The 19,953-nt window shown below is 63.7% G+C and carries 17 protein-coding genes; 11 read left to right on the top strand and 6 right to left on the bottom strand.

Going from position 1 to position 19,953, the window contains the following annotated elements; translation table 11 throughout:
• The 4 genes from sufC to R4P70_RS23045 form a co-directional block, all read right to left on the bottom strand.
• On the bottom strand, positions 1–807 hold the full coding sequence (gene sufC, locus R4P70_RS23060) for a Fe-S cluster assembly ATPase SufC (RefSeq protein WP_003944795.1): 807 nt from the start codon (positions 805–807) through the stop codon (positions 1–3).
• Between the two features lie 61 nt (positions 808–868).
• Positions 869–2,089, bottom strand: coding sequence for a Fe-S cluster assembly protein SufD (gene sufD / locus R4P70_RS23055; protein ID WP_020907733.1), 1,221 nt, complete (start codon positions 2,087–2,089; stop codon positions 869–871).
• Positions 2,089–3,549 (bottom strand): Fe-S cluster assembly protein SufB, encoded by a 1,461-nt coding sequence (gene sufB / locus R4P70_RS23050; RefSeq protein ID WP_003944799.1) that lies wholly within the window; start codon positions 3,547–3,549, stop codon positions 2,089–2,091. Before sufB ends, sufD begins: the two co-directional genes overlap by 1 nt.
• Before the next feature lie 155 nt (positions 3,550–3,704).
• The gene (locus R4P70_RS23045; protein WP_269750909.1) at positions 3,705–4,451 is read right to left on the bottom strand and encodes a helix-turn-helix transcriptional regulator; all 747 of its coding nucleotides are present in this window, start codon (positions 4,449–4,451) and stop codon (positions 3,705–3,707) included.
• Positions 4,452–4,581: 130 nt separating this feature from the next.
• Here R4P70_RS23045 and mptB point away from each other — a divergent pair, with 130 nt between their 5' ends.
• The 5 genes from mptB (at position 4,582) to R4P70_RS23020 (ending at position 10,678) form a co-directional block, all read left to right on the top strand.
• Positions 4,582–6,336: a polyprenol phosphomannose-dependent alpha 1,6 mannosyltransferase MptB gene (mptB, locus tag R4P70_RS23040; RefSeq protein WP_080945664.1), complete on the top strand. Its 1,755-nt coding sequence runs from the start codon at positions 4,582–4,584 to the stop codon at positions 6,334–6,336.
• The gene (locus tag R4P70_RS23035; protein WP_007727917.1) at positions 6,333–7,274 is read left to right on the top strand and encodes an ABC transporter ATP-binding protein; all 942 of its coding nucleotides are present in this window, start codon (positions 6,333–6,335) and stop codon (positions 7,272–7,274) included. The genes mptB and R4P70_RS23035 overlap by 4 nt, the downstream gene beginning before the upstream one ends.
• 14 nt (positions 7,275–7,288) lie before the next feature.
• On the top strand, positions 7,289–8,125 hold the full coding sequence (locus tag R4P70_RS23030) for an ABC transporter permease (RefSeq protein WP_370333988.1): 837 nt from the start codon (positions 7,289–7,291) through the stop codon (positions 8,123–8,125).
• A 47-nt stretch (positions 8,126–8,172) separates the two neighbouring features.
• Complete coding sequence (locus tag R4P70_RS23025; RefSeq protein WP_223257842.1) at positions 8,173–9,567, top strand: hypothetical protein; 1,395 nt, start codon at positions 8,173–8,175, stop codon at positions 9,565–9,567.
• A gap of 136 nt (positions 9,568–9,703) precedes the next feature.
• Positions 9,704–10,678, top strand: coding sequence for a COX15/CtaA family protein (locus tag R4P70_RS23020; RefSeq protein ID WP_019748407.1), 975 nt, complete (start codon positions 9,704–9,706; stop codon positions 10,676–10,678).
• Positions 10,679–10,741: 63 nt separating this feature from the next.
• On the opposite strand, the gene R4P70_RS23015 is transcribed toward R4P70_RS23020, so the two are convergent.
• A complete protein-coding gene (locus R4P70_RS23015; protein ID WP_020969598.1) occupies positions 10,742–11,104 on the bottom strand; it encodes a hypothetical protein in 363 nt (120 codons plus the stop codon).
• Positions 11,105–11,187: 83 nt separating this feature from the next.
• Here R4P70_RS23015 and R4P70_RS23010 point away from each other — a divergent pair, with 83 nt between their 5' ends.
• On the top strand, positions 11,188–12,153 hold the full coding sequence (locus R4P70_RS23010; RefSeq protein WP_317831962.1) for a quinone oxidoreductase: 966 nt from the start codon (positions 11,188–11,190) through the stop codon (positions 12,151–12,153).
• A 56-nt stretch (positions 12,154–12,209) separates the two neighbouring features.
• Here the strand turns inward: R4P70_RS23010 and R4P70_RS23005 are convergent, their stop codons facing one another.
• On the bottom strand, positions 12,210–13,193 hold the full coding sequence (locus tag R4P70_RS23005) for a heme o synthase (RefSeq protein WP_003944994.1): 984 nt from the start codon (positions 13,191–13,193) through the stop codon (positions 12,210–12,212).
• Positions 13,194–13,394: 201 nt separating this feature from the next.
• On the opposite strand from R4P70_RS23005, the gene tkt reads away from it, so the two are divergent.
• From tkt to pgl, 5 genes are read left to right on the top strand one after another with little or no spacing between them, the layout of a single operon-like run.
• Positions 13,395–15,497: a transketolase gene (gene tkt, locus R4P70_RS23000; RefSeq protein WP_047888340.1), complete on the top strand. Its 2,103-nt coding sequence runs from the start codon at positions 13,395–13,397 to the stop codon at positions 15,495–15,497.
• Positions 15,498–15,502: 5 nt separating this feature from the next.
• Complete coding sequence (gene tal, locus R4P70_RS22995) at positions 15,503–16,627, top strand: transaldolase (RefSeq protein WP_279163866.1); 1,125 nt, start codon at positions 15,503–15,505, stop codon at positions 16,625–16,627.
• Between the two features lie 4 nt (positions 16,628–16,631).
• Entirely contained in the window at positions 16,632–18,176 is a 1,545-nt protein-coding gene (zwf, locus tag R4P70_RS22990) for a glucose-6-phosphate dehydrogenase (protein WP_020907722.1), read from the top strand.
• A complete protein-coding gene (gene opcA, locus R4P70_RS22985) occupies positions 18,176–19,084 on the top strand; it encodes a glucose-6-phosphate dehydrogenase assembly protein OpcA (RefSeq protein ID WP_317831956.1) in 909 nt (302 codons plus the stop codon). Before zwf ends, opcA begins: the two co-directional genes overlap by 1 nt.
• Positions 19,077–19,814, top strand: a complete 738-nt coding sequence (gene pgl, locus R4P70_RS22980; RefSeq protein ID WP_029255340.1) for a 6-phosphogluconolactonase — start codon at positions 19,077–19,079, stop codon at positions 19,812–19,814. Before opcA ends, pgl begins: the two co-directional genes overlap by 8 nt.
• Positions 19,815–19,953: the final 139 nt, after the last annotated feature.

Raw genomic sequence — 19,953 nt, 5'->3', positions numbered from 1 at the left:
TTACGCTCCCTGGGTAGCTGCGGTGTCCGCGGTGAAACGAACGTAGCCGTTGGTCTCGAGCTCGTCGGCCAGCTCCGGTCCACCCGACTCGACGATGCGGCCACCGACGAACACGTGAACGAAGTCGGGGTTGATGTAGCGCAGAATGCGCGTGTAGTGCGTGATCAGCAGAACGCCGCCGTTCTCGCGCTCCTTGTAGCGGTTGACGCCTTCGGAGACGGTGCGCAGAGCGTCGACGTCGAGGCCGGAGTCGGTCTCGTCGAGGATCGCGATCTTCGGCTTGAGCATGCCCAACTGCAGGATCTCGTGGCGCTTCTTCTCGCCACCGGAGAAGCCTTCGTTGACCGAGCGCTCGATGAACGAGGGATCGATCTCGAGCTCGCTGAGGGCTTCCTTGACTTCCTTGACCCAGTGGCGCAGCTTGGGAGCCTCGCCTCGCACGGCCGTGGCGGCGGTGCGCAGGAAGTTGGACATGGAAACGCCGGGAACCTCGACGGGGTACTGCATTGCCAGGAAGAGCCCGGCACGTGCACGCTCGTCGACGCTCATTGCGAGGACGTCTTCACCGTTGAGGGTGATGGAGCCGGACGTGACCTGGTACTTGGGGTGACCGGCGATGGCGTATGACAGAGTCGACTTGCCGGAGCCGTTGGGGCCCATGATCGCGTGGGTCTCCCCCGAGCGGACCGTCAGGTCGACGCCCTTGAGGATCTGGATGGGCTCGGCGTTGGCATCGGAGTTGGCGACCTCGACGTGCAGGTCACGAACCTCGAGGACCGAGGTGGTGGTGTTGTCACTGGTAGACATGAAATTCCTTCAAGATGAGGCGGGCGAGCGTAGCGACGGGGTGGTGTCGCAGGCGGGGCGGTCAGGAGCCGACGGCTGCGAGTTCGGCTTCGACTGCGGCTTCGAGGCGATCGCGCACCTCGGGAACAGCGATCTTGTTGATGATTTCGTGGAAGAACCCACGTACGACCAGACGACGAGCCTGATCCTCCGGGATACCACGAGCACGCAGGTAGAACAGCTGCTCGTCGTCGAAACGTCCCGTTGCACTTGCGTGGCCGGCTCCGACGATCTCACCGGTCTCGATTTCGAGGTTCGGAACCGAGTCGGCGCGGGCGCCGTCGGTCAGCACCAGGTTGCGGTTGAGCTCGAACGTGTCGGTGCCCTCCGCTGCGGCGCGGATGAGAACGTCGCCGATCCACACGGTGTGCGCGTCGGGCTTGCCGGATCCGGGATCGCCCTGAAGCGCACCCTTGTAGACCACGTTGGACTTGCAGTTGGGCTGCGAATGATCGACCAGCAGACGCTGTTCCAGATGCTGGCCGGCGTCGGCGAAGTACAGGCCGAGCAGTTCGGCGTCGCCGCCCGGTCCGTCGTACTTGACGGTGGCGGACAGGCGAACCAGGTCGCCGCCCAGGCTGATCGAGGTGTATCGAAGCACTGCGTCGCGGTTCAGGCGAGCGTGGTGTGACGTCACGTGAACTGCGTCGTCCGCCCAGTCCTGGATGGCCACCACGGTCAGCTGCGAACTGTCACCGAGAACGAATTCGATGTTCTCCGCGAAGGTTCCGCTGCCGCGCTGGTCGATCACGAACGTCGCCTTGGCGAACTGTGCCAGGTGAATCTGGGTGTGTCCGTAGGCGACGTTGTCGACTCCGGGGCCGGTCATGGTGACCACGACTGGCTTCTCGACCTCGACCTCGGCGCCCACCGAGATGACCGTTGCAGTCTCGAAGCTCGAATACGCCTGCGCTGCAATGCGATCAGCGGGAACGCCGGCTTTGCCCAGACGCGCGTCGTCACGGCCGACGGTCTCGACGGTGATGTCGCTTCCCCCGTCGACCTCGACGGTGACCTGTCCGTTGGCGACGGCGCTGCCGTCATGCAGTCCCCGGAGACGACGCAGCGGGGTGAACCGCCAGATCTCGTCACGTCCGCCGGGAACCTCGAATGCATTGACGTCGAACGAGGAGAACTGCTCGCCCTTGTTCGTGATAGGTGAGCCTGTGGCTGCACCCTTTACAGGAGCGGTCGGGTTCTCCCCGGCAACAGCTCCGATGACTCCGGTCTCTGGCGTGGTCACTAACCCACAGCCCCTTCCATCTGAAGTTCGATAAGGCGGTTGAGCTCGAGCGCGTACTCCATCGGGAGTTCCTTCGCGATGGGCTCGACGAATCCACGCACGATGGTGGCCATCGCCTCGTCCTCGGTCAGTCCGCGGCTCATCAGGTAGAAGAGCTGATCGTCACTGACCTTGGAGACGGTGGCCTCGTGACCCATGGTGACGTCGTCCTCGCGGATGTCGACGTACGGGTAGGTGTCGCTTCGGCTGATCTGGTCGACCAGCAGAGCGTCACACTTGACGGTCGACTTGGAGCCGTGGGCACCCTTGTTGACCTGCACCAGACCGCGGTACGACGCACGTCCACCACCACGGGCGACAGACTTGCTGATGATGGTCGAGGACGTGTGCGGCGCGAGGTGGAGCATCTTGGCGCCGGTGTCCTGGTGCTGGCCCTCGCCGGAGAACGCAACGGAGAGAACCTCACCGCGGGCGTACTCGCCCATCAGCCACACGGCCGGGTACTTCATGGTGACCTTGGAGCCGATGTTGCCGTCGACCCACTCCATGGATCCGCCTGCCTCGACCTTGGTGCGCTTGGTCACCAGGTTGTAGACGTTGTTGGACCAGTTCTGGATGGTCGTGTAGCGGCAGTGGCCGCCCTTCTTCACGATGATCTCGACGACGGCTGAGTGCAGTGAATCGGACTTGTAGATCGGCGCGGTGCAACCCTCGACGTAGTGCACGGAGGCATCTTCGTCGACGATGATCAGGGTGCGCTCGAACTGACCCATGTTCTCGGTGTTGATGCGGAAGTACGCCTGCAACGGGATGTCCACGTGGACTCCCGGCGGAACGTAGATGAACGAGCCACCGGACCACACGGCGGTGTTCAGCGCGGAGAACTTGTTGTCGCCGGCCGGGATGACCGATCCGAAGTACTCCTTGAACAGCTCCGGGTGCTGCTTGAGACCGGTGTCCGTGTCGAGGAAGATGACGCCCTGCTCCTCGAGGTCCTCACGGATCGAGTGGTAGACGACCTCGGACTCGTACTGAGCTGCGACGCCGGCAACGAGGCGCTGCTTCTCCGCCTCGGGGATGCCGAGCTTGTCGTACGTGTTCTTGATGTCCTCGGGCAGGTCTTCCCACGACTCGGCCTGCTTCTCGCTGGACCGGACGAAGTACTTGATGTTGTCGAAGTGAATACCTTCGAGGTCGCTGCCCCAGTTCGGCATCGGCTTCTTGTCGAAGGTGCGCAGCGCCTTGAGGCGGATGTCGAGCATCCACTCGGGCTCGCTCTTCTTGGCGGAGATGTCCCGCACGACAGCCTCGGACAACCCGCGCTGCGCGCTGGCTCCGGCTTCGTCGGAATCGGACCAGCCGTAGCCGTAATGACCGAGGGACGCGATGGTCTCTTCCTGCGTGAGCGGCTCGGTGCCTGCTGCCGCAGTGGTAGTCGCCTGGTCTGATGTGACGGTCATGCGAGCTCCTTCCGGAGTCTTGTTTCTTGACGGCTGCTCGGGTTCAGCGAGGGCTGGTCGCTGTGGTCGAGCAGTTCTGACTTTGAAGAACTAGCTGAAAAATCTCTATTCGAACGCTGCACGGTGGCAACGCTCTGTAGAACACTGTGGTCCGGTCATCTACTCCCGGTGGACACGAGGGGCACGTGCGTCGTGCAGGCGCAGTCACCGTTGGCGATGGTCGCCAGACGCTGAACATGAGTCCCGAGCAATTGCCGGAATGCTTGCTGCTCTGCCTCGCACAGTTCCGGAAACTCTTCTGCCACATGGGAAACCGGGCAATGGTGTTGGCAGATCTGCACGCCGTTGCCGACCGGCCGGGTCGACGCTGCGAACCCCACCGCGTTGAAGGCTTCGGCGATTGCGTCCGCTGTCGCCTCGACGTTGTCGACATCTGTCGGATCAGCCGGTTCGACGTCTCCGACGATCGCCTGGACCCGACGCTTGGCGAACTCCTCGATTGCCGCGTCTCCGCCGATTTCACGGAGTTGCCGCATCGCGGCTCCCGCCAGATCGTCGTAGGTGTGGCCGAGGCGGCCGCGACCGGTCGCGGTGATCTGGAACTGCTTGGCGGGACGACCTCGTCCACGCTGACGCAGCGACGACGCCGAAGCGGTACGGGCTTCGCCCGACTCGATCAACGCATCCAAGTGACGTCGGACACCTGCGGCACTCAAACCGAGGCGTGTGCCGATTTCGGAGGCGGTAATGGGGCCTTCTTCGAGTAGCAGCTTGACCACTGCCGCCCGCGTCTGACCTTCGACGCTCACCGTAACCGGATTTGCGGCAGCACTCGGCGAGGTCGCTACAGTGGGCTGACCTGCAACTTCCTTGCTTCGTGGGTCTGACGCATTTCTTTTCACAACACAAGTGTGACGGAATTCTTTTCGCAGGTCTACTAAGGGCAACCTGCATTACATTCGGGAATATCCGGACAACGTACGTTGTTTGTGCTTGTCTGTCCGGCTGGATGGAGCCGCTACGCTGCCTGGTGTGCCGCAGACCCCCGAGAAGACGACGACCGCGCGATCGGCGCGCGCGATCCTGCTGGAAAAACCCAAGGCACTCGCGCTTTCCACAATCGGCGTTCGACCTTTCGGATCCGCTCCCCGGCAGAGTATGGCCGCGGTGCTGCACGGCGACGAGGACGAGCGCCCGGGCCTGAACGCGAAGGAAACCGCACAACTGCGAGGGATCCGCCGATTCGGCGCGACCGGCGCGGTCTTGATGGCAGTCGGAGCGCTCGGCGCCGGCGCACAACCCGTCCTGCAGAATCCGACCGCAGGACTTCGAGTCCTCAGCCTTCCCGGACGTATGCCGACGGTCTCACTCACCATGACGATGACCGGAACCGTGCTCGTCGTTCTCGCCTGGCTGATGATGGGCCGATTTGCAGTCGGGGACATACGCAGCCGTTCCGGCGCACCGCGGCGCATGACCCGTTCCCAGTTGGACCGCACACTCCTGCTGTGGATCCTGCCGCTCTCGGTCGCACCGCCGATGTTCAGCCGCGACGTCTACTCGTATCTGGCACAAAGCGAAATCGCGGCCCGTGGACTCGATCCGTACGCCATCGGCCCCAAGGCGGCACTGGGCGTCGACCACGTTCTCACCCGCACGGTTCCGACGATCTGGCGCGACACCCCGGCTCCGTACGGACCGTTCTTCCTGTGGCTGGGACGCGGGATCAGCTCACTGACCGGCGACAACATCGTGGCCGGAATCTTCTTGCACCGCTTGCTCGCATTGGCCGGCGTCGCGCTCATCGTGTGGGCGATACCTCGACTGGCAAAGCGATGCGGTGTCTCTGCCGTCAGTTCGCTCTGGCTCGGTGCCGCGAACCCGCTGTTGCTCTTCCACTTGGTGGCCGGCATCCACAACGAAGCGCTCATGCTCGGGTTGATGCTCGCCGGAATCGAGATCGCCCTCCGCGCAGTCGAAGGGTCCGGGCCGATCCGTGGGCGAGCGCTGTTCTATCTCGTTGCGGGATCTGGATTGATCGCGTTGTCGTCGACGGTCAAGATTCCGTCCTTGCTTGCGCTGGGATTCGTCGGCATGGCCTTGGCTCGGCGTTGGGGTGGAACCTGGAAAGCCCTGGCGGGAGCCGCGATTCTCCTGGGCGTCGTTGCCGCTGTCGTCACGTTTGTCATCAGCGTGGCCAGTGGGCTCGGTATGGGTTGGATCAACACCCTCGACACCGCCACGGCGGTCCGGAGTTGGATGTCCATCCCGACGCTTCTGGGCGTCGGCACGGGATTGGCCGGTGTACTACTCGGACTCGGCGATCACACGACGGCGATCCTCACGATCACCCGGCCCATCGCGTACCTGGTTGCCATTCTCATCACCGCACGGATGATGATCTCGGTGTACATGGGCCGCATACACCCGGTCGGTGGACTCGGCATCGCACTCGGAGCGATCGTTCTCCTGTTCCCCGTCGTTCAGCCGTGGTACCTGCTGTGGGCGATCCTTCCGTTGGCCGCGTGGGCGACCGCACCGATTTTCCGCATCCCTGCCGTCGTCTTCACCTCGATCGTCAGCGTCATGTTGATGTCCAACGGCGCCGAATACCTTCCGTTCATGATCGTGCAGGCCGTCATCGCGACCATCCTCACCGCCGGAACGCTCATCGTCTTCACCCGCAATTCACTCCCCTGGCGTAGCGACAAGCCAGTAGCGGAGATCACGAAAGGCGGACCGGTAGACGAAGACAACTCGGCGGGGGCTTACGCTGATTCCCCGTGACCTCGAGAGCCTCCAGATCGTCGACGCCGGCGGTACAGATCCAGGGTGTCGTCAAGTCCTTCGACGGTGTTCGAGCCGTCGACGGTATCGATCTCACTGTCGAGACGGCCCAGGTCGTTGCCCTGCTCGGCCCCAACGGAGCCGGTAAGACAACCACCGTCGAGATGTGCGAAGGGTTTGTCACCCCCGATGCCGGCACGGTTCGAGTGCTCGGTCTCGATCCCATCGCCGACTCCGGTGAAGTCCGCTCACGAATCGGCGTCATGCTGCAGGGCGGCGGCGCGTACCCCGGGTCCAAGGCCGGAGAAATGCTCGACCTCGTGGCCGCATACTCGGCCGACCCGCTCGATCCCGCCTGGCTCCTTTCCAAACTGGGCCTCACCGATGCGCGCAAGACCCCGTACCGACGTCTCTCCGGAGGCCAGCAGCAACGACTGTCCCTGGCGTGCGCGCTGGTCGGCCGCCCCGAATTGGTATTTCTGGACGAACCCACCGCTGGGCTCGACGCTCAGGCGCGCCTGCTCGTGTGGGAACTCATCGACGCTCTGCGACGCGACGGCGTGAGCGTCCTGCTCACCACACACCTCATGGACGAGGCCGAAGCACTCGCCGACGAACTGGTCATCATCGACCACGGCAAGATCGTCGCATCGGGAACGCCGGCCGAGGTCACCAGCAAGGGCGCCGAAGGACAACTCCGTCTGACGACGGTTCCCGGTTTGAGCCTCGATTCGCTGGCCGGTTCACTCGCCGGGTTCCGCATCGAGGAATCCAACCCAGGCACCTACGTCGTCGAAGGTGCAATCGATCCGGCAACCGTGGCAACAGTTGCGACGTGGTGTGCCGATCAGGACGTGCTGATCAACGACATTCGCGTCGATCAACGGAGTCTGGAAGACGTCTTCCTCGAATTGACGGGCCGGGAACTGAGGGGATGACGGAGATCAAAGTCATGAACGAAACAGCGTCGAACGGCCAGAGCAGTCCCATCAGCGTGGCCAGAGACCGACGGCTCGCCGAGAACCGCTTCGAGCCAGGCACCTTCTCGCCGGATCCCCGCCCCAATTCGGCGGCCAAGATGCTGGCGGCGCAGACCAAACTGGAGCTGACTCTTCTGCTCCGCAACGGTGAGCAATTGCTGCTCACCATGTTCATCCCGATCACCCTGCTCATCGGACTGTGTCTACTTCCGATCGGCGATTTGGGCGATTCTCGGGTGGATACCGTGCTCCCTGGTGTCATGATGGTTGCCGTGATGTCGACGGCGTTCACCGGACAGGCCATCGCCGTCGGATTCGATCGCCGATACGGCGCGCTCAAACGACTCGGTGCAACGCCTCTACCGCGGTGGGGAATCATCGCAGGCAAGAGCGCTGCCGTCATCATCGTCGTGGCGCTGCAGTCGCTGTTGCTCGGCGCTATCGGTTTGGCGTTGGGGTGGCGTCCGTCGTTCGTCGAACTTGTACTCGGCGCAGTGGTCATTGCCATCGGTACTGTCACATTTGCAGCGCTTGGCCTCCTGCTCGGCGGTACATTGCGAGCAGAAATCGTTCTCGCGCTCGCCAACGTCCTGTGGTTCATCATGGTGGGCATCGGCAGTGTGGTCTTCGCCAGCGGTGAACTCCCGACCGCTGTTCACACGCTGGTGCGCATTGTTCCGTCCGGCGCCCTGGCACACGCACTCGAAGCGGCCCTCGACACCTCGATGGACTGGTTCTCGATTCTCGTACTTCTCGTCTGGGCCGCAGTGGCCGGAGTCTGCGCAGCAAGGTGGTTCAAGTTCACGTGAGTACACGACGGACAGCTCAGATCGTCGGCTGTGTGGCCGCAACAGTGATGTTGTGTGCCGGACCCGCAACGGCGACCCCTTCGGTGTCCGGTCCACTCGCACCTGCAAATCCGCACCTCGGTCCCGTCGGTACTTCCACCATGCACGGTGACGCGGGCTCGTCCGACGTCACGCCGCTGCCTGGTCCAGGAACCGGCCCACACGAGGTGACAGCTTTCCCGATGATGGCCGCCTGCCCGACGGTCCTCCAGGGTTCCGACGGCATGATCGTCTCGCTCTGCACGACGATGATCGGCCAGATCCCGACCATCCATTTGATCGATCCGAAGGCCGACGCCACACCCTTGGGACGGTCGGTCGCGCAACTGCCGCTCGCGAAGGGCAGCCTCCTCGGCGGCGTCTACGCCTACCTCGACAACGAGAACCGTCTCGTAGCCGTCGACGGAAACCGTCAACTGGTCCGCATTTCCCATGCGCAGAATCCGGACGGCAGTTGGCGGCTGGAACTCGCGGATGTCATCGATCTCAGTGGTGCGGTTGCCGCCGACGACAACGTCACCGGCCTCGCCCCGGATTGGGACGGCAATGTCTGGTTCGCCACCGGGCACGGCACCGTCGGGTACGTCGGCACGGATCGAATCGCGCACAGCATTGCGCTCCCCGAGGGTGAGCAGGTGCAGAACAGCATCTCCACCTCCCCGACGGGCACTGCCGTCGCAACGACCCACGCGCTCTACCAACTGAAGCGAAGTGGCGACGAAGTCGTCATCGACTGGCGTCAGCCGTACGACCGAGGGCCGGCCCGCAATCCGGGTCAGCTCAGCTGGGGAACCGGATCGACTCCGACATACTTCGGCCCGTCGACGGGCAGCGATTTCTTGACCATCGTCGACAACGCCCACCCGACAGTGAGCTTGCACGTCTATCGCGCTGACACGGGCGCCGAGGTGTGCACGCAGCCGGTGTTGTCCGCGGCCAGCAAGGACGGCTCACCGAGTGGCAGCGAGAACTCCCCCGTCGGCATCGGTCATTCGGTCTACGTGGCCGGCACTTACGGATACCCGTACCCCACGACTCCTGAAGGTGCCGGTCCAGCGGTCCCCGCCACGGCACCCTTCAACGGCGGAATGACCCGGGTCGACATCGATCCGGTCGGCTGCCATGTCGTGTGGGACAACACGATTCGTAGCTCCGCGGTACCGCACCTCTCGACGGCGGACGGCTCGATCTACACCGTCACGCGGGACGGTAATCCGAGCACCTCTCCGCTCGACGGGTACTCGTTCGCGGTGATCGACTCGAAGGACGGGTCACAGATCGGTTCGACTCCCCTGCCGTCGACGATCCTCAACGACACCCTGCAGATGTCGGCACTCATCACCGAGTCGGGCGAGTACTTCCAGGGAACGATCTCAGGAATCGTGCGCGTTCGCGCGAACTGACGCGAGCTGGTCCCGACGACGCGGGGCAGCTCGCTTCGCGCCTGCTTCAACGCCTGCCCCCAACGACGCGGGGCAGGCGCGGAGCGAGCTGGCCCCAACGACACTGTGTAGTTGATGGGGAACTACGATCGTTGGCGTGGTGAATCGTGTGTATGCCGGATTTTTACGCTTGGTGGATCGACTACCTCTCCCCTCGCTGAAAACGCAGAAAATCATCGCGTTCATCGTGATCCTGACGCAGGGCGGCATCGCTGTCACCGGCGCGGTGGTTCGCGTGACGGACTCGGGACTCGGTTGCCCGACGTGGCCGCAGTGCTTCCCCGGTAGCTTCGTCCCGGTCGGCCACGGACAGGTCGCGGTGATTCACCAAGCCGTCGAGTTCGGCAACCGCCTACTCACGTTCCTGGTCGTCATCGTCGCTGCCGCAATCGTGCTCGCGGTGACTCGCGCTCGCCGCCGCAAAGAGGTGCTTGTCTACGCCTGGATGATGCCGCTCGGCACTGTCGTTCAGGCAGTGATCGGCGGTATCACCGTCCTCACAGGTCTCCTGTGGTGGACGGTCGCCATTCACTTGGTTGCGTCGATGCTGATGGTCTGGGTTGCCACGGTGATGTACGCGAAGATCGCGGAACCCGACGAGGCAACAACTCTGGTCGTGATGCCAAAGCCGCTGCGCTGGCTTACCGCGCTGTCAGGTGTCGCGCTCGCCGGCGTATTGGTCGCCGGAACTCTCGTGACGGGTGCGGGTCCCCACGCGGGCGACAAGGGCCTGGACCGCACGGTTCCGCGCCTGGAGGTCGAGATCGTGACGCTTGTTCATCTGCACTCACAGCTGCTGGTCGGATATCTCGCGCTGGTCGTGGGTCTGACATTCGGTCTATATGCGGTCGGGACATCTGCGGCCGTGAAGATCCGTCTGAAAGTCCTGCTCGGACTGATCCTCGCCCAAGCGCTCATCGGGGTCGTGCAGTACTTCACCGATGTGCCGGAAGTTCTGGTGATCATGCACGTCGCCGGTGCGGGACTGTGCACGGCTGCGACCGCAGCAGTTTGGGCTGCGGGTAAGACCCGCCAGTACACGCCGACCGATTCGCCGATACCGGCCCTCTGACGCTTCAAGACACGTGTGGGGCGTAGGAACACCAAGAAGTGTTCCTACGCCCCACACGTCATTTCAGGCTTCGTTGCGTGCTTTCGGGAACCGAGTCTGGTTGGCGACCCAACCGGCCATCTTCTTGAAGTGGCCTTCCTGGGGGGTGACGATGCTCGTCAGCTCACGCTCCCACTCGGCAACGGTGACGGTGTCGAAGGACGCAACGACGGCATTGGCCGTGGCGAGGTCCTCGACGACCTGATCACCGAGGATGCCGTCGGCACCCACGAGAGTGATGCGAACGCCGGCCAGGCCGACCGGCTGAATGACGGCGCTGGCGGTGCCGCCGTGCTCGGCGACGAACTTGGTGATGGCGTTCACCGTGGACTTCGGCAGTTCCGGCGCGGACGGGGTGGCGTCCGACTTCTCGGTATCGGTGCTCATGACTCGACAATACTGGTCGGTAGCCCGGAAGCGACACCAGGCATGGACTGAGCGTCGGCCGTCCCGGGTGTAGAACAGAAACCATGCGAGCCATCTACGTGACCGAGACCGGCGGACCAGAGGTTCTGACTCTGACCGAACAACCCGAAGCGACACCCGGCCCAGGCGATCTACTCGTCAGAACCGAAGCGATCGGCATCAATTTCATCGACACGTATTTCCGAATGGGCCAGTACAAGCGCCTGCTCCCCTATATTCCCGGCGACGAAGGCAGCGGCGTCGTCGAAGCTGTCGGTTCCGACGTCACCGAATTCGCCGTTGGTGACCGTGTCGCGTGGGCGGCCGCCACGGGCAGCTACGCCGAGAAGGTGGCTGTTCCCGCCGCAGTCGCGGTGAAGGTGCCCGACGGTGTCCCGGCATCGGCCGCAGCGTCGGCGCTCCTGCAGGGGATGACGGCGCACTACCTCGCGAAGTCGACGTATCCGATCCAGAGCGGCGACACCGTGCTCGTGCACGCAGGCGCGGGCGGCGTCGGGTTGATCCTGACGCAGATGGCCGTCAGCCTCGGGGCGAAGGTCATCACGACTGTGTCGTCGGATGCGAAGGAAGAACTCTCGCGCGGCGCCGGTGCCTCGGAGGTCCTGCGGTACGACGAGGACATAGCAGCGCGAGTCCGGGAGTTGACCGGCGGCGAAGGAGTAGCGGCGGCATACGACGGCGTCGGCGCGACAACTTTTGATTCGAGCCTGGCTTCCGTCCGTATTGGCGGCACTGTCGCATTGTTCGGTGCGGCCAGTGGCCCGGTTCCGCCCGTCGATCCGCAGCGGCTCAATTCATCGGGTTCGCTGTTCCTGACGCGTCCGACGCTCGCGCATCACATTCGCACTCGTGAGGAACTGACCTGGCGGGCGGGCGATGTCTTCGACGCCATTGCGGCCGGGAAGCTCGATATTCGCGTCGGCGCCGAGTATCCCCTCGCCGATGCGGCAACAGCCCATCGGGATCTGGAAGGTAGAGCAACGACCGGGTCGATCGTTCTGATCCCCTAGCAAAGTGCTGTGCGCCTTTATTAACCGCCCGCGGTTAATAAAGGCGCACAGCAGAATCAGCTGAGCATGTCGCTGATCGTCTGGAGTCCGAGAACCGAGTCGACAGCGAGGCCGACGAAAACGATCGCAAGATAGTTGTTCGACTGCAGGAACAGGCGCAGCGGCTTGACCTGAGCACCACCGCGAACGCTGCGGTACAGCTGATGAGCCATGAGCAGGAACCACGCACCGGCGACGATGGTGATTGCGGCGTAGATGACGCCCGACGCGGGGACGAGGACAAGCGTCGTGACGACCATCGCCCAGCTGTAGAACAGGATCTGCTTGGTCACGTGCTCCTCGGTGGCGATCACCGGAAGCATGGGAACACCTGCCGCCTTGTAATCCTCTTTGTATCGCATCGCGAGCGCCCAGGTGTGCGGCGGCGTCCAGAAGAAGATGATCAGGAACAGCACGACGGGCTGCCAGCTCAGCGACCCGGTGACAGCGGCCCAGCCTACGAGGACGGGCATACATCCGGCTGCGCCACCCCAGATGACGTTCTGCCAGGTACGACGCTTGAGAACCATCGTGTAGATGAGGACGTAGAACGCGATCGTGATCACGACGAGGATGCCGGCCAGGAGGTTGGCTCGCCACCACAGCCACAGGAACGACGCGAGTCCGAGAAGAAGTCCGAAGACGAGTGCGTTACGGGTCGGCACCGCCTCGCGGGCCAACGGACGCTTCGCGGTGCGCTTCATGACCTTGTCGATGTCGGCGTCGACGACGCAGTTGAGCGAGTTCGCACTCGCTGCGCCCATCCAGCCACCGAAGAGGGTGCTGAGGATCAGAACGATGTCGACCGTTCCGCGATCGGCCAGCAGCATTGCCGGAATGGTTGCCACCAACAACAATTCGATAACTCGCGGCTTCGTGAGCGCGATATAAGCCAGAACCTTGCCCGTTGCGCGACCCCACACCGTATCGGTATTGGTCGCCCGCGGGGCGGCACCTGGGCTGCCGAAGCCATGTCCGCTCGGCTGTTGCCCTGTCCGCACGTTCTCTCCTTGCACCACGCGTTACCGCACTAACTGTTCACGACACACTGCTGACACTGTCCTCTACTACGAACGATGGTAGACCGCAGCCATTGAGGAACCGAATCGACCCGGACAGCCAGGACCATTAGGCTGGGTTACGCAGTGGAGGGACACCCCACCCTCGCAATCCACGTACACCATGTCAGGAGACATCTGCCAGTGTCGATCACAGACGAGATCCACGTCCTCACGCAACCCGTCCACCCCTCGGACTGGACCGACCTGGACACCAAGGCTGTCGATACCGCCCGCGTGCTCGCCGCCGACGCGGTTCAGAAGGTCGGCAACGGCCATCCCGGAACTGCAATGAGCTTGGCGCCGTTGGCATACACCCTCTTTCAGCGCATCATGCGCCACGATCCTTCGGATGCAGAATGGGTCGGCCGTGACCGCTTCGTTCTTTCCTGTGGCCATTCGTCCTTGACGCTGTACACCCAGCTCTACCTGTCGGGCTACGGTCTCGAGCTTGCTGACCTCGAAGCTCTCCGCACATGGGGCGCACTGACCCCCGGTCACCCCGAGGTCGGCCACACCGTCGGCGTCGAGATGACCACCGGTCCGCTCGGCCAGGGCCTTGCGTCCGCAGTCGGCATGGCCATGGCTGCGCGTCGTGAGCGCGGGCTGTTCGATCCGGAGACCCCGGTCGGCTCCTCTCCCTTCGACCATCACATCTACGTGATCGCGTCCGACGGTGACATCGAGGAAGGCGTCACCTCCGAGGCGTCGTCTCTCGCCGGTGTCCAGGAACTGGGCAACCTGATCGTCTTCTACGACGACAACAAGATCTCCATCGAGCACGACACCGCCATCGCTCTCGGCGAAGATGTCGGAAAGCGCTACGAGGCATACGGCTGGCACGTTCAGCACGTCGAGGGTGGCGAGAACGTCTCCGGCATCCTCGACGCGGTTGCCGCTGCCAAGGCCGTCGTCGATCGTCCGTCCATCATCTTGCTCCGCACCATCATCGGTTTCCCGGCGCCGAAGAAGATGAACACCGGCGACGTTCACGGCTCCGCACTCGGTGCCGACGAGGTCGCCGCGGTCAAGGAAGCCCTCGGGTTCGATCCGAGCAAGTCCTTCGACGTCGACGCCGACGCTCTGGCTCACGCCCGTGAGGTCGTCTCGCGCGGAGCCGACGCACACAAGGCATGGCAGGTCGAGTTCGACGCGTGGGCCGCACGTGAGTCCGAGCGCAAGGAACTCTTCGACCGCCTGTTCGCCGGTGAGTTCCCTGCCGGCTGGGCCGACGCTCTCCCGACCTACGAGGCCGACGCCAAGGGCGTTGCGACTCGCAAGGCCTCCGGTTCGGCTCTCAACGCGCTCGGACCGATCCTGCCCGAGCTGTGGGGCGGTTCCGCCGACCTCGCCGGCAGCAACAACACCACCATCAAGGGCGCAGATTCGTTCGGCCCCTTCTCCATCTCCACGAGCGACTGGACTGCGCAGCCTTACGGCCGCACGCTTCACTTCGGTATCCGTGAGCACGCGATGGGCTCGATCCTCAATGGCATCGCGCTGCACGGCCCGACCCGCCCGTACGGCGGAACCTTCATGGTCTTCTCCGACTACATGCGTCCGGCGGTTCGCCTGGCTGCACTGATGAAGACTGCCGTCACCTACGTCTGGACCCACGACTCGATCGGTCTCGGCGAAGACGGCCCGACTCACCAGCCGGTCGAGCACCTCGCTGCTCTTCGTGCGATCCCGAACCTCGCCGTCGTCCGCCCGGGTGACGCCAACGAGACCTCGTTCGCATGGCAGGCAGCACTCGAGAACAAGACGGGCCCGACGGCTCTGGCGCTCACCCGCCAGGACATCCCGGTTCTCGAAGGCACCAAGGAGAAGGCTGCCGAAGGCGTCAAGCGCGGCGCTTACGTCCTCGTCGACGCTGCCAACGGTTCGCCCGAGGTCATCTTGCTTGCGACCGGTTCCGAACTGCATCTGGCCACCGAGGCTCGCGAGACCCTCGAAGCTCAGGGCGTCGCAACCCGCGTCGTTTCCGTGCCGTGCCTCGACTGGTTCCTCGAGCAGGATCAGGCGTACCGCGACGAGGTCATTCCGCCCGCCGTCCGCGCACGCGTGTCCGTCGAAGCCGGTATCGCAATGCCGTGGTGGCGCATCCTCGGCGACGCCGGCCAGGCCGTCTCGCTCGAGCATTACGGCGCTTCCGCCGATTACAAGACCTTGTACCGGGAGTTCGGCATCACCGCCGACGCGACTGTCGAAGCCGCGCAGCGCTCCCTCGCATCTGTGAAGGGATGATCTCGATGACACAGAACGTGAATACCGAAAAGCTCTCCGCTGCAGGCGTTTCCATCTGGCTTGACGACCTCTCGCGAGATCGCATCCAGTCCGGCAACCTGCAAAACCTCATCGACACGAAGTCGATCGTGGGTGTCACGACCAACCCGTCGATCTTCCAGGCGGCACTGTCCAAGGGCTCCGACTACGACGCTCAGGTTCGCGAGTTGGCCGAGCGCGGCGCCGATGTCGACGCCACCATCACGGCCGTCACCACCGACGACGTGCGCGCTGCGTGCGACATCCTAACCCCGCAGTTCGAGGCATCGAACGGCGTCGACGGCCGCGTGTCCATCGAGGTCGATCCTCGTCTGGCGCACGACACCGACGCGACTGTCGCGCAGGCGATCGAGCTGCACAAGATCGTCGACCGCCCGAACGTCCTCATCAAGATCCCCGCGACGCTGGCCGGTATCCCCGCCATCGCCAAGGTGATCGGTGAAGGCATCAGCGTCAACGTCACTTTGATCTTCTCGGTCGAGCGCTACGAAGCTGTCATGGGCGCGTACCTCGACGGTCTGGACACCGCCAAGGCTGCCGGCCGCGACATCTCGTCCATCGAGTCGGTCGCCTCGTTCTTCGTCTCCCGTGTGGATTCCGAGATCGACAACCGCCTCACGGCGATCGGCACGCCGGAAGCTCTCGAGCTTCGTGGCAAGGCTGCACTCGCAAACGCTCGTCTGGCGTACAACGCGTACCAGCAGATCTTCGAGGTGCAGCCGCGCTTCCAGGCTCTCCTGGCCGATGGCGCCAAGGCTCAGCGCCCGCTGTGGGCGTCGACCGGCGTGAAGAACCCGGATTACCCGGACACGCTCTACGTCACCGAGCTGGTTGCGCCCAACACGGTCAACACCATGCCGGAGAAGACGCTCGACGCTCTCGCCGACCACGGTGAGATCACGGGCGACACGATTTCGGGCACCGCTCAGGACTCGCAGGTCGTCTTCGATCAGCTCGCAGCTGTCGGCATCGATCTTGCGGACGTGTTCAAGGTCCTCGAGACCGAGGGCGTCGACAAGTTCGAGGTGTCCTGGAACGAGTTGCTCGACGCAACTGCCGAGCAGCTTCGCGCAGCAACCCAGAAGAGCTGAGCCTGTGAGCGATTCCGCGGCGGCATCAGATTGGGTGAATCCCCTTCGGGACAGCACCGACAAACGGCTTCCGCACATTGCGGGGCCCTGTGCCCTGGTGATCTTCGGTGTTACCGGCGACCTCGCCAGGCGCAAGCTCATGCCAGCCATCTACGACCTCGCCAACCGTGGACTGTTGCCGCCCGGATTCGCTCTGGTCGGGTTCGCCCGGCGTGAATGGACGGACGAGGACTTCGCGAACGTCGTCCTCGAAGCAGTCAAGGACGGTGCTCGCACGAAGTTCCGTCAGGACGTCTGGGAGAGGCTCGCCGAAGGTATCCGGTTCGTGGAGGGCAGTTTCGACGAGGCCGAGGCCTTCCAGAACCTGTCCGAGACGTTGGCCACCCTCGACAACGAACGTGGTATCGGCGGCAATCACGGGTTCTACCTTGCGATTCCGCCCAACGCGTTTCCTCAGGTGCTCGAGCAACTGTCGGCGTCGGGCCTCGCGCAGGCCGAGGACGGTCAGTGGCGACGAGTTGTCATCGAGAAGCCGTTCGGTCACGACCTCGAGAGCGCTCGCGAACTGAACGCCGTCGTCAACAAGGTGTTCCCCGAGGACACGGTCTTCCGTATCGACCACTACCTCGGCAAGGAAACGGTCCAGAACATCCTGGCTCTGCGCTTCGCGAACCAGTTGTTCGATCCGATCTGGAACGCGCACTACGTCGACCACGTCCAGATCACGATGGCCGAGGACATCGGCCTCGGTGGGCGTGCCGGGTACTACGACGGCATCGGCGCGGCCCGTGACGTGATCCAGAACCACCTGCTCCAATTGCTCGCGTTCACGGCGATGGAAGAACCCATCAGCTTCGAACCGCTCAATCTGCAGGCGGAGAAGATCAAGGTTCTTTCGGCAACGCGTCTGGCCGAACCACTCGACGAGACCACTGCCCGCGGACAATACGAAGGTGGTTGGCAGGGCGGGTTGCCGGTGGTCGGACTCCTCGAAGAAGAGGGCTTCGCAGCGGACTCCACGACGGAGACCTTTGCCGCCATCACCCTCGAGGTCGACACCCGTCGCTGGGCGGGCGTGCCGTTCTACCTGCGCACGGGCAAGCGTCTCGGCCGCCGCGTCACCGAGATCGCGGTGGTCTTCAAGCGCGCACCACACCTGCCGTTCGACAAGACCATGACCGAAGATCTCGGCCAGAACGCACTCGTGATCCGCGTGCAGCCTGACGAGGGCGTCACCATGCGGTTCGGCTCGAAGGTTCCCGGATCGAGCATGGAAGTCCGTGACGTCAACATGGACTTCTCGTACGGTCAGGCTTTCACCGAGTCGTCACCGGAGGCGTACGAGCGACTCATCCTCGACGTGTTGCTCGGCGAGCCGTCTCTCTTCCCCGTCAATGCCGAAGTCGAATTGTCTTGGGAAATCCTCGATCCCGTCCTCGAACACTGGGCAGCCGGCGGCAAGCCGGAACCCTACGAGGCTGGAACGTGGGGACCACCGTCTGCGGACGAAATGATGCAACGCACCGGACGCGAATGGAGGCGACCCTAGTGATTCTCGATTTGCCCTCCACCACCACGGTCCAGGTCAGCAAGAAACTGGTCGAGGTACGTAAGACCGGCGGCGCTGTCACCTTGGGACGTGTGCTCACGCTTGTCGTCTGCACCAGGGACACCGGGAACGCCGAGGCCGCAATCGAGGCCGCCAACGAAGCAAGCCGTGAGCACCCCTGCCGCGTCATCGTGCTTCTGCGTGGCGACGAGCAGAGCGAGCCTCGGCTCGATGCTCAGATCCGCGTCGGTGGGGATGCCGGCGCCTCTGAGGTCGTGGTGCTGCGCCTCTACGGTCCCCTGGCGGACCACGAGAGCAGCGTCGTCATCCCGTTCCTGCTCCCCGACACACCGGTAGTCGCGTGGTGGCCCCTCGAGGCACCTGAGATTCCGGCGAAGGACCCCGTCGGAAAGCTTGCGATCCGTCGCATCACCGACGCCACCGGTGCCCCGGATCCGACTGCCACCATCAAGGGACGACTCGCGTCGTACACCGCCGGTGACACCGATCTCGCCTGGAGTCGCGTCACCTACTGGCGCGCACTGCTCGCGTCGGCTCTCGATCAGCCGCCGCACGAGAAGATCACCTCAGCGGTGGTCTCCGGTCTCAAAACCGAACCGGCACTAGATATTCTCGCCGGTTGGTTGGCAGCCAAGATCGACGGTCCGGTCATCCGACGTACGGGTGAGCTCACCGTCGAGCTGAAGCTGGAGACTCGCAGCATCTCCATCAGCCGCCCACAGGAGGGTACGACCGCAACCCTGATCCGCACCGGTCAGCCCGACTCGCTGGTCTCGCTCGGTCGTCGAGAGACGCGCGATTGCCTCGCCGAGGAATTGCGTCGGCTCGATCCGGACGAGATCTACGAAGAAGCGCTGGTTGGATTGGAGAAGGTGACCTATGAGTGATGTTGTCGTAGAGAAGTTTTCCGACGCCGGCCAACTGGTCGATGCCGCTGCCGCACGCCTGGTCACGACAATCGTTGATGCCCAGAAGGCTCGCGGGTTCGCATCCATCGTGCTGACGGGTGGCGGAACCGGGATCGCACTTCTCGAGAAGTTGCGTGACGCTCCCGGCGACATCGACTGGTCGCAGATCGATCTGTACTGGGGCGACGAGCGGTTCCTGCCGTCCGGCGATCCCGAGCGGAACGAAGTCCAGGCTCGTGAGGCGCTTCTCGATCACGTGCCGGTCGATCCCGACAGGGTGCATGCGATGGCCGCCTCCGACGGTATCTACGACGGTGATCCGCACGGGGCGGCGACGGCGTACGAACAACTGCTGGGCGCTCAAGCACACGGCAATCAGGTTCCGACGTTCGACGTGCACCTGCTCGGCATGGGTGGAGAAGGACACGTCAACTCGTTGTTCCCGCACACCGACGCCGTTCGCGAGGAAGCTCGTTTCGTTGTCGCGGTGACGGACTCCCCCAAGCCGCCACCGGTACGGATCACCCTGACGTTGCCTGCTGTTCGGCGTGCCAAAGAGGTCTGGCTGCTCGTCTCGGGTGCTGCAAAGGCCGAGGCCGTTGCCAAAGCTGTCGGAGGTGCTTCGTCCGAGGACTGGCCGTCCGCCGGGGCCACCGGTTTGGTGGCGACGCGTTGGTTCCTCGATACGGACGCTGCCTCGCAGCTCTGATCTGATTTCACGGATCTGATTTCACACCGGGCCGGGGATCGCCGTCAGGCGCATGCCCGCCCCGGGGTAACAAGCCGACAATTTCACACTTGGGAGTCAATACAAACCCCTTAGTAAGGAGCCGAAGGGGATTTACATT

The sequence above is a fragment of the Rhodococcus sp. IEGM 1241 genome (assembly GCF_033142365.1).
GTDB lineage: Bacteria > Actinomycetota > Actinomycetes > Mycobacteriales > Mycobacteriaceae > Rhodococcus_F > Rhodococcus_F erythropolis.
Note: the sequence above shows the minus strand (reverse complement) of the source record. Positions and strands in the feature narration are given on the sequence as shown.